The organism is Streptomyces bobili (genome assembly GCF_002154575.1).
Taxonomy (GTDB): Bacteria; Actinomycetota; Actinomycetes; order Streptomycetales; family Streptomycetaceae; genus Streptomyces; species Streptomyces bobili.
In genome coordinates, this window is sequence record NZ_MUBA01000373.1 from 1 (window position 1) to 7,716 (window position 7,716).

8 protein-coding genes are annotated in these 7,716 nt (G+C 72.5%); 3 read left to right on the forward strand and 5 right to left on the reverse strand.

What is annotated here, in order from left to right; all coding sequences use genetic code 11:
• Nucleotides 1-183 precede the first annotated feature (183 nt).
• Complete coding sequence (locus BZL64_RS26960; RefSeq protein ID WP_086771781.1) at nt 184-1,419, reverse strand: serine hydrolase domain-containing protein; 1,236 nt, start codon at nt 1,417-1,419, stop codon at nt 184-186.
• Nucleotides 1,420-1,686: 267 nt separating this feature from the next.
• Here BZL64_RS26960 and BZL64_RS26965 point away from each other — a divergent pair, with 267 nt between their 5' ends.
• Nucleotides 1,687-2,169: a hypothetical protein gene (locus tag BZL64_RS26965; RefSeq protein WP_086771782.1), complete on the forward strand. Its 483-nt coding sequence runs from the start codon at nt 1,687-1,689 to the stop codon at nt 2,167-2,169.
• 92 nt (nt 2,170-2,261) lie between these two features.
• Here BZL64_RS26965 and BZL64_RS26970 read toward each other — a convergent pair whose 3' ends face one another.
• Nucleotides 2,262-2,819: a pyridoxamine 5'-phosphate oxidase family protein gene (locus BZL64_RS26970; RefSeq protein ID WP_086771783.1), complete on the reverse strand. Its 558-nt coding sequence runs from the start codon at nt 2,817-2,819 to the stop codon at nt 2,262-2,264.
• A 176-nt stretch (nt 2,820-2,995) separates the two neighbouring features.
• Here BZL64_RS26970 and BZL64_RS26975 point away from each other — a divergent pair, with 176 nt between their 5' ends.
• Nucleotides 2,996-3,568, forward strand: coding sequence for a TIGR03086 family metal-binding protein (locus BZL64_RS26975; RefSeq protein ID WP_086771784.1), 573 nt, complete (start codon nt 2,996-2,998; stop codon nt 3,566-3,568).
• Nucleotides 3,569-3,662: 94 nt separating this feature from the next.
• Here BZL64_RS26975 and BZL64_RS26980 read toward each other — a convergent pair whose 3' ends face one another.
• From BZL64_RS26980 to BZL64_RS39910, 3 genes are all read right to left on the reverse strand, one after another.
• Entirely contained in the window at nt 3,663-4,412 is a 750-nt protein-coding gene (locus tag BZL64_RS26980) for a ribonuclease BN (RefSeq protein ID WP_086771787.1), read from the reverse strand.
• 285 nt (nt 4,413-4,697) lie between these two features.
• Complete coding sequence (locus BZL64_RS26985) at nt 4,698-5,921, reverse strand: cation:proton antiporter (protein ID WP_086771785.1); 1,224 nt, start codon at nt 5,919-5,921, stop codon at nt 4,698-4,700.
• A 49-nt stretch (nt 5,922-5,970) separates the two neighbouring features.
• The gene (locus BZL64_RS39910; RefSeq protein ID WP_158101568.1) at nt 5,971-6,120 is read right to left on the reverse strand and encodes a hypothetical protein; all 150 of its coding nucleotides are present in this window, start codon (nt 6,118-6,120) and stop codon (nt 5,971-5,973) included.
• A gap of 342 nt (nt 6,121-6,462) precedes the next feature.
• On the opposite strand from BZL64_RS39910, the gene BZL64_RS26990 reads away from it, so the two are divergent.
• On the forward strand, nt 6,463-7,716 hold a 1,254-nt coding region (locus tag BZL64_RS26990; protein ID WP_086771786.1), incomplete at its 3' end, for a DUF2254 family protein.

Genomic DNA, 7,716 nt, shown 5'->3' on the forward strand with positions numbered 1-7,716 from the left:
CGTGATCGCGCATCCCGGCCGCAGGGCCGTCCCGCCGCCCATGTCAGGATTCACGTGACCGAGACCCGAGCGCTCGCCGCACCCCGTCCACTGCTGCTGGCCGACGGCCGGGATGCGCGATCACGATACCCACGCCGCGGTGCGCGCCGGCCGGCCCCCGGGGTCCGCCGCGGCGCCGCCGTCTCAGCGGGGCGGGACGGGGCGGTCGTAGACGTTGTCCGGAGTCACGATCTGGGTGATGGCTCGGGCGACGAGGGAGGAGGGTTCCTTGCCTTCGTACATGCGGTCGGTGTTGAGCATGAGGACGAGCGTGGCCTTCCGCGAGGGAAGGTAGACGGTGACGCTCTCGTAGCCGGGGATGGAGCCGTTGTGCCCGATCCAGCCCCCGGACTTGAAGATGCCCAGGCCGTAGCTGGTTCCGGGGTAGCCGGTCGGCAGCGTCTTGAGTCGCTCCGCCTGGGTCCGCGGGCTCAGCAGCGTGCCGGTGGCGACGATCCTGGCCCAGCGGCGCAGGTCGTGCAGGTCGGAGATCATCGCCCCGGCCGCCCAGGCCCAGCTGGGGTTCCAGTCGGTGGCGTCGGCGACCTCGCCGTTCAGCGTCTGGTCGGTGTAGCCGCGCGGGTGCGGCTCGGGGAACTCGGCGCCCTCGGGGAACAGCGTGTGGTGCAGTCGGGCCGGGCGGAGCACTTGCCGGTCGATGAAGTCGGCGAGGCGCTGCCCGCTGACCTTCTCGATCACCAGGCCGAGGAGGATGAGGTTGCTGTTGGAGTACTGGAACTCCTGCCCCGGCTCGAAGGTGTTGGCGTGCTTGAAGCCGTAGGCGAGCACCTGCCGCGGGGTGAACGAACGGCTGGGGTCGCTCAGCAGATCGTGCACGAAGTCCGGGTCGGCACTGTAGGGGAACAGGCCGCTGCGCATCTCGGCGAGATGCCGCAGGGTGATGCGGTCACCGCCCGGCACGCCGCGGACGTAGGCGGAGATGGGGTCGTCCAGCCGGATCCGGCGGTCGTCGACGAGCTTGAGCAGCGCGGTGACGGTGAAGGTCTTGGTCTCGCTGCCGATCCGGATGAACTGGTCGGTGGTCATCGGCCGGCGGGTGGTGGTGTCGGCGACACCGGTCGCGCGGACGTAGTTTCCCTTCCCCGGCATCCACAGTCCGACGACGAGGCCGGGAATGCCGGCCTGCCGCCGGACGTCCTCGACGGCTTCGTCCAGCCGGGCGGTCAGTTCGGGGCCGAAGCCGTCCGGCGGACAGTCGTCCTTGCCGTGGCGGCCGACGGCCCCCGCTCGGTCGGCCGCCGCGGCGTCGACCGCGGTCGTGGCGTGGACGGCGGTGGCGGGCATCGCCGTCATCGGGGCCAGGACGGACGCCACGAGCAGCGCTGCGGTGAACAGACGGCGGGACGGAATACGTCTCATGCGGGACGCCTCTTCCAGGTCAGGGGGCTCGGGTGGCTACGTCACCACCTGCGTCCCGGGCCAGGGCCCCCGCCCGGCACGGCTCCCTGCGAGTCCACCCGTTCGGAGCCACGCGGGTCTAGGGGGCGGCATTGATCTGGCGCCCGGCTTGTCGGCGGCGGCTCACCCATCGATGCCGCACAGCCGGTACGGGCGACTTCCCCACCGTTTGACATGGTTCGAGCGGATGACATGGTGGTAGGCGGGGACGACGTTGGGAGGCTCGGCATGGCATCGCACTCGGCATGGGGCCGCGCGGCGCGGCAACTACCGCTCAGGCTCACGGTCGGCGCGTTCTTCCTCAACTCGGGGCTGTCGAAACGCGACGCGGACGAGGCCACCGCTGAACAGGTCCACCAGTTCGCCACCACCACATACCCCTTCCTGGGCACGCTCGACGCCCAGAAGTTCACCAGGCTGCTGTCGGCGGGCGAGATCGCCATTGCCGCCGCCCTGCTCCTGCCGGTCGTGCCCGCGGCTGTCGCGGGGGCCGCGCTCACCGGGTTCTCGTGCGGCACCCTGGGCCTGTACCTGCGTACGCCGGGCATGCGCCAGGAAGGCGGTCTGCGCCCCACGGAGCAGGGAATCCCGCTGGCCAAGGACGCGTGGATACTGGGCGTCGGAGTGTCCCTCCTCGCCGATGGCCTGACCGGACACCGAGGGCCCGCGCACTCCGCCCTCGGTGCCTGCCGCCGCATGCTGCGTCACTGATCGGCTGGGGTGCGACACCCGCGCACCCGATGCCGTCCGCGGCGGGCACCCGGCCGCCCGCGCCACCGGCGGCCGGAGTGGTGCCCGGTCGCTCAGAACGTCCAGCGGGTATGGGTGTAGACCCCGTCGTCCCGGCCGAAGCCGTACGCCACGGTCGGGGCGACCGCGAACACCACGGCGTCCCCGGTCCGGAACGAGTCCCCGATCCCGTGGAAGGTGCCCTCGGGCGAGGTGATGTGCGGCCCGTACTTCGCCTCGTGCGCCGCGATCACCTCCTCCAGCACCGCGGGATCGGTGACCGGCTGCGCCTTCCCCTCGATCACGAGGTCGAGTCCCCGCGTGAGCGAGTTCCCGCCGGTGGTCAGCGCGCAGTGCGCGTCGTGCGCGAGGTTTCTCGCCTTCTGCTCTGCCGGGCCGGTGGAGAAGTACAGCACCCCGTCGTGCCAGGCGGCGATCACGGGGGTGACATGCAGCCGGCCGTCCGGCCGCACGGTGGACGCCCAGAAGATCTCGGCTGCCTGGAGTTGCCGCTCGGCCTCGGCCCACTCGGTGGCCGTGACGTCGGCGGCACCCGGCCGCGGATGCAGCGCGGAACTGTAACGGTCGTCCAGCTCGGCGGTGGGTCGCTCGGCGGATCCCTGTGTCGGCATGGCGGTCCTTCCTTTCTCCGTGTCCCCTTTCCAACGACCGGCGGTCCACATCGGCATCCTGTACGTCCGTCCTCGCCGAGATCTCCGCGCCGTCCCGGCGGCATCCGGTTCCGCCAATACGTCGGCGCGGCGGAAACCCACAGGCGAGCGGACGACCGGCGTCGTAGTCTCCCCGGATGACTACTGCCGTTTCCGTGGACCATCTCGCGCGTGCGCGCGGACCTGTCGGCGACCTGATCGCCGCGATCGGTCCCGAGCAGTGGAAGGCGCCGACGCCGTGCGCGGAATGGGACGTGCGCGGTGTCGTCGAGCATCTGGTCGGCATGGACCTGGTGTTCGCCGCCATGATCGAGGGCGGCCCGATGCCTGAGCGGGGAGCGGACTGCCTCGGTGACGACCCGGTCCGGGCCTACCGGGCCTCCAGCGCCGCGCTGGAGACCGCCTTCTCCGCTCCCGGCGTTCTGCAGCGGAGTTTCCGCAGCCCCATGGGGAGCGCCACGGGTGCCGAGCGCCTGCAGATCCGCCTGTACGATCTGCTCGCCCACGGCTGGGATCTGGCCCAGGCCACCGGAATCCCGCTCCGGCTGCCCGAAGACCTCGCCGAGCGGTCCCTGGCGTTCGCCGAGGTCCAGCTCCCCTCCCAGAACCGCACGGGGAGGTTCGCCGAACCGCGACCGGTCGAGGCCACGGCTCCGGCCATCGACCGGCTCGCCGCGTTCCTGGGCCGGCCGGTGCCATGGCAGCGGTGAGCGGCCCCCGCGCGGGGTACTGACCGTGGACCGGTGACAGAAAGGGCCCTGAGCCACTGGACGACACCGGCCGTGCCGTCGCCGGCGCCCGTCGTCACCGTTCCTTGTGCCGCGGTCCGTGGTGATCCAGGAGCCAGCGGCCGAACAGGGCCCCGCCGTAGACGACGAACCCCACACCGATCAGCCAGGACTCGACCACGAGAACGACGCCTACGGTGCCGTAGCTGATCGCGTTGTTCACGATCAGCGGCGTGAAGACGAAGAAGGAGAAGCCTCGCAGGCCGATCAGGCCGAGCATGGTGGCGACCGCCCCGGGCAGCAGGTCCCGCCAGCGGACCTGACCGCCGAGCAGGAAGCGCTGGCCCCACCAGAAGAACAGGACGCCGGTCACCGAGGAGAGCACGATGCGCTCCGGCCCGTGCAGCGCACTGCGTGTCTGCGCCTCCTGGTAGAGGTACGCGGTCAGCAGGCACAGCCAGGTCGCCTGACGCCAGACCCGGTGCCACGGTCCGGGAGGCAGGTTCCACACCCGCTCGTAGCCGTTCTGGACGCTCGCTCCCAGGGCGACACCGAACACCGCGAGCGCCAGCCCGCCCCACACACTGGTGGTGCCGACCACCGCGCGGGGCGGGCTGATGATCTCCGTGAGCAGGCGCGAGGACCGCCCGGACAGCCCCATGCCGTCCGCCAGCCACGCCGCGAAGCCGCCGCGCCCGAGCGGATCGGCGGCGGCGACCACGATGAGCAGCGGAGCCAGGGTGACCAGGGCAAGGGTCGCGAACCCCATGGCCCGGTGCATCAGCTCCAGGTCACGGCCGCGCCGTAGCAGCGTGTGGGCGCCCATCCGTTCCCATCCGTGCCGGATCACCCGCGCGAACCGGCTCACGCCGCGCTCGTTCGTCGGCTCCCGCGCACGCGGCAGATCAGCCCGCGGCGGCCCGCACGAAACCTGACGAGCGGCCGCGGCGCGCCGGAGTGCCCCTGCCGTGTCATCCGACCCCCGTGACGGGAGCGTGCCGTGAGGCGCCGAGGCGACCGGAGGCCGGCCGGCGGTCCCCGGCCCCCGTGTCCTGGACGCCGCCGCCACGGGCCTGCCCGGCACCCGACCGGCCGACGGCCCGAGCGCCGGTCACCACGCCTCCGCGTCCTTCGCGGTGCCGTGGGCGGCCTGTTCCCCGCTCGCGTCCCCGGCCGTCGACCGCAGCCTCATCGCCAGCAGGGGCAGCACGAGTACGGAGATCATCGCGGCGCCCACCAGCGACGCGGCCTCGTCCGAGGCGAGGAGGTCCTGATCCACGCCGATGGTCGTGATCGCGACGACGAGGGGAAGACACGTCGAGGCGAACAGGGCCAGCGCGGTGCGGTCCGCACGGCCGAGGTCCCTCGGTGCGAGCGCGTACACCGGCGCGCCACGCACCAGCAGGACCAGCAGCAGGAAGACCGGTACGAGCAGGAGGGCTCCCAGGTCGTGCAGCAGCGCGTGCAGGTCGAACTCGATGCCGGTGACCACGTAGAACAGCGGCACGAGGAAACCGAATCCCATGGCCTCCACCTTGCCGAGGATCTGCTCGCTGCTCTCGGGCACGGCACGGCGCAGCACGAGGCGGGTGAGGACCCCGGCGGCGAAGGCGCCCAGCAGCACGTCCAGGCCGAACACCTCGGCGAGGCCCAGCATGCAGGCCAGCAGCAGCATCACGAACCGGACCGCGAACTGCCCGCTGCTGTGCAGGGTCCGCTCGGTCAGCCGGGCGAACCAGGGCGGTCTCGGACGCATGGCCCAGAAGACGGCACCGGCCGTCAGCACCCCGAACCCGGCCAGCAGGGCCGCCGACTCGCCGGGGCGACGTCCGCTGAGCAGCAGCGCCACGGCGACCACCGGGCCGAACTCGCCGACGGAGCCGAACGCCGACATCACGGTTCCGAAGCGGCCCCGCAGCTGACCGCTGTCGCGCAGCATCGGCAGGACCGTGCCGAGCGCCGTGCTGGTCAGCGCGGTGCCGATGACGAAGGCCTCGAACACGTCCCCACCGCTGATCAGGAAGGCCACACCGATGCCGAGGCCCAGGGAGACCAGCCACGCCCACAGGGAGCGGCGCAGGGTGTCGCCGCGTACCGCCGCGAACTCGATCTCGTAACCCGCCAGGAAGATGAGCATCGACAGTCCGAGATCGGCGAGTGTGTCGACGACGTCGTCGGGACGGGCCCAGCCGAGGACGTCCGGACCGATGACGATGCCGAGCGAGATCTCGAAGATGACCAGGGGAATCCGGACCCGTCGGCCGGTCGCGTACACGAGGAGCGGCGCGAGTACGGCCGCTGCCATGATCAGGATGAGGGTTCCCGGGTGGGTCATGAGCCGCTCGGGTCGGCCGGGTGACGACGGGGCGCCGGATTTCGACGCTTCACAGGGTGACGGCGGCGAGGCCGGGGCGCGGGACGGCGGGGTTGTCCGGGAGTCCGGCCGGCGTTCCCTTGGCGCCGGTGGCCTCGACCGCCCGGTCGGCCTCGGCGAGCACCGGCTCCGCGGGCTCGGACTGCGTGTTCTGCGGCATCGGCATCTCCCTCGCAGCGGCATGCGGGAGCCGGCGACGCGACGACGTGAGCGCATGACGGCGCGCGCGGCCCTGTGCCACTCTCACCCGCGCCACGGCAACGGACTACCGGATGTACGCCGTAGGAGGAGTCCGCACGGGCCGGGCGAGCCCTCTTCACCCGAGTGGTCTCGGGCGGCTCGCGCCGCGACCCGCGCCGACCGATGCTCGAGGTCCCCCGTCGCGACGCCGGGAACGGAGGAGGCCGGTGAGCGGACTGCAGGGCACGTTCCCTCGCCTCGCCGAGACCGGTGAGGTGGCCCGGTCTGCGAGCGGCCCTCGCCCGACCGTTGCGCCCGGCGGATGACGGGCTCCGTGCGGGCGCGTCCCGCCTTCCGCAGCCGGGGCACACACCGTGCCCGACGGAACCGCAGCCACGCCGTCGCCGTCGTTCTGGTGGCCGCGGGAGCGTTGCTCGGATGGACGCTGCCCCGCTGGGAGCGGCATCTGCCCGAGGCCGGTCTGACCTTCGACGCGTCCACGGCCCAGGCGACGCTCGCCGCGATCGCCGGAGGCATGATCACTCTCGCCGGTTTCGTCGTCACGGCCATCACCCTCGTCGTGCAGACGGTGCAGAGCATGTCTCCCCGCCTGGTGGCGGCCCTCGGGCACTTCAGCCGCTACCTCGTCCTGTTCGGCCTGCTGATCGGCACGGCCCTGTTCGCACTGGTGGCGCTGAGCCAGGTCCGCGACGACGACGTTCCCCGCGTGACGGTGACCCTCGCCGTCGGCCTCGTCCTGGCCGACGCCGTCACCGTGCTGTCGCTGCTCGCCTCGCTCCGGCACGCCGTGACCGGCGGCGGACTCGCGAGAGCCGTCGGGGAACGCCTGCGCACCGTCGTCGACCAGACGTATCCCGCGGCCACCCAGGCGGCGTCCGGACCACCTCCGCCGCCCGCACCGGCGCCACGCGGAGAGGGGGAGGCCATCAGGCGCCGCGGACAGCCCGCCCTTGTCGTCGCGCTCGACGAGCCCAGGCTGGTCCGGCTCGCCGCCCGCCACGACATCCAGGTGTGCTTCCTGCACACCGTGGGCGACTTCGTCGGCTCCGGCACCACGGTCGCGTACCTGCGTCCACCGCCGGGCCGGGATCCCGACGACGCCCGGCAGCGGCGGCTGGCCCGCCGGGTGGCGGCGTGCGTCCGCTTCGGCCCCGGCCGCAGCATCGAGCAGGACACGGCGTACGGCCTGCGTCTGCTGGCCGACATCGCCATCAGGGCGCTGTCTCCCGCCGTCAACGATCCGACCACGGCGATCGAGGCACTGGACCAGATCGAAGACGTGCTGCTGCGGCTGGCCGGCCGCGCTCACGGGCCCTACTGGCTGGTGGACGAGGACGGTCGGCCGCGCGTCTCCTGCCCCGCCCAGCACTGGCCCGACCTCGTCTCCCTGGCCCTCGACGAGACGCTTCTGTACGGCTCGGCCAACCCGCAGACCGTCCGGCGGCTGCACGCCCTGCTCGACCACCTGCTCGCGGCGACGGCCGATGACCGCAGGGCGCCGCTCGCCGAACGCCGCGAGGCCCTCCACCGCTTGGCCGCCACCGCGCTGCCCGAC

Coding starts and splice junctions, on each gene's coding strand:
- BZL64_RS26960 (WP_086771781.1), bottom strand. CDS start 1,419: ATGAGACGTATTCCGTCCCGCCGTCTGTTCACCGCAGCGCTGCTCGTG.
- BZL64_RS26965 (WP_086771782.1), top strand. CDS start 1,687: ATGGCATCGCACTCGGCATGGGGCCGCGCGGCGCGGCAACTACCGCTC.
- BZL64_RS26970 (WP_086771783.1), bottom strand. CDS start 2,819: ATGCCGACACAGGGATCCGCCGAGCGACCCACCGCCGAGCTGGACGAC.
- BZL64_RS26975 (WP_086771784.1), top strand. CDS start 2,996: ATGACTACTGCCGTTTCCGTGGACCATCTCGCGCGTGCGCGCGGACCT.
- BZL64_RS26980 (WP_086771787.1), bottom strand. CDS start 4,412: ATGGGCGCCCACACGCTGCTACGGCGCGGCCGTGACCTGGAGCTGATG.
- BZL64_RS26985 (WP_086771785.1), bottom strand. CDS start 5,921: ATGACCCACCCGGGAACCCTCATCCTGATCATGGCAGCGGCCGTACTC.
- BZL64_RS39910 (WP_158101568.1), bottom strand. CDS start 6,120: ATGCCGCAGAACACGCAGTCCGAGCCCGCGGAGCCGGTGCTCGCCGAG.